This is a genomic window from Bradyrhizobium sp. PRIMUS42 (genome assembly GCF_023006515.1).
Classification (GTDB): domain Bacteria; phylum Pseudomonadota; class Alphaproteobacteria; order Rhizobiales; family Xanthobacteraceae; genus Bradyrhizobium.
The window spans coordinates 1-1,573 of the sequence record NZ_JALBGZ010001054.1; the positions used below are offsets into that span (position 1 = coordinate 1).

Sequence of the window (1,573 nt, forward strand, 5' to 3'; positions counted from 1 at the left end):
GGCGCAGGCGCTGCGCACGCCGCAATTCATCGCGCTCGCGGCGGCGCATTTCGCCTGCTGCGCCGCGCATTCCGGCCCGATCTTCCACATGGTGTCCTATGCGATGGTATGCGGCATCGCCCCGCTCACGGCAGTGACGGTCTATAGCGTCGCCGGCGTCTCAGGCCTCGGCGGGCGCCTACTGCTGGGCACGCTTGCCGATCGCATCGGTGCAAAGCCGGTGCTGGTCGGGGGACTGTTCGTGCAGGCGATGTGCATCGCGGCTTATCTTGCGGTGGCCCAGCTCGGCGAATTCTATGCGCTCTCGCTCGTGTTCGGCCTCGCCTATGGCGGGGTGATGCCGCTCTACGCGGTACTGGTCCGCGAATTCTTCGGCGCGCGCATCATGGGCACCGTGTTCGGCGCAGTCTCGGCTTTCGCCAGCCTCGGCATGGCACTCGGTCCGTGGGCCGGCGGGCTCGTGTTCGACAATTTCCAGCAATACACCTGGCTGCACGCCGGCTCCTTCGCGATCGGGCTCGCCGCCGTCGCGGTGGCGCTGAGCTTCCCGACCAGACGCAGGCAATCGCTCGATCTTGGCCGCGCCGCGGCCTGATCCAGGACGTTCTAGCCAAACTTGATTGATCGCCCGCCTCTCGGTGAACTGCATCATGACGATAATAGTCCTCGAACGCGCCGCCGACACTCTTCCCGCAGGTTTTTCAGATCTGGAAGCCGACGCCAAAGCCGGCGGCCATGCGCACATGACCCGCCTGGCCACGGAATTCACAGTAGATCGCGCCATGTTCCACGCGATCTTCGCCTGTCGCCAGGATGGCCGGTTGGTCGGGATCGGAGCGTTGACCAATGAGCCCACGCCGACCTCGCTGCCCATATGGCGGATGCGCCGGCTCCACGTGCACCAGCACTATCGAAGACGCGGGGTTGCTCAGCGGATCGTGAACGCCTTGCTGCAAGAGGCCGCGGGGAAAGTCTCCATCGTAACTGTCCACGCGGGGAATGATGGCGCGGCCCGGTTTTGGGAAGCAATTGGATTTAGCCCTGTAGAGGGGCAACCCTGGTCTCACGAAGCTGGCGTGCGAGCCGCGCTTCGATCTCTCAGCCCGTCGGATGAGAATGAGCGAGGAAGCGCGCATGAACGCAACGACCGGAGTTGAACTTGTCGAACGTGCACGCGCCATTGCGCGGTTGATCGCGCGCGAGGCCGACGAGATCGAGCGGACGCGGCGGCTGACGACCGCTGTCGTCTCGGCGCTGATCGAGAACGGACTCTATCGCGCGCTGGTGCCGCAAAGCCTCGGCGGCGAGGAAGCCCCGATCGAGAGCTTCATGCAGATGCTGGAGGAGATCGCGAAGGCGGATGCCTCCACGGCTTGGTGTCTCGGCCAGTGCACGGTCTGCGCGATGATCGCGGCCTCGCTCGACCACGATACTGCCCAGGAGATCTTCAACACGCCGCCGGGCATTCTCGCGTGGGGCGCGATTGCGCATGAGGCGCGCAGCGTCGACGGCGGCTATCGCGTCACCGCGCGCTGGGATTTTGCTTCGGGCTCGCGGCAGGCGAGCTGGCTGG

Annotated in this window: 3 protein-coding genes; all 3 read left to right on the forward strand. The window is 65.5% G+C overall.

What is annotated here, in order from left to right; translation table 11 throughout:
• Positions 1-595 (forward strand): MFS transporter (locus MOV75_RS37425; RefSeq protein WP_247007916.1); only part of this gene is annotated, 595 nt, incomplete at its 5' end.
• Positions 596-620: 25 nt separating this feature from the next.
• On the forward strand, positions 621-1,157 hold the full coding sequence (locus MOV75_RS37430; RefSeq protein ID WP_246929718.1) for a GNAT family N-acetyltransferase: 537 nt from the start codon (positions 621-623) through the stop codon (positions 1,155-1,157).
• Positions 1,135-1,573 (forward strand): acyl-CoA dehydrogenase family protein (locus MOV75_RS37435; protein ID WP_247007917.1); only part of this gene is annotated, 439 nt, incomplete at its 3' end. The genes MOV75_RS37430 and MOV75_RS37435, both read left to right, overlap by 23 nt.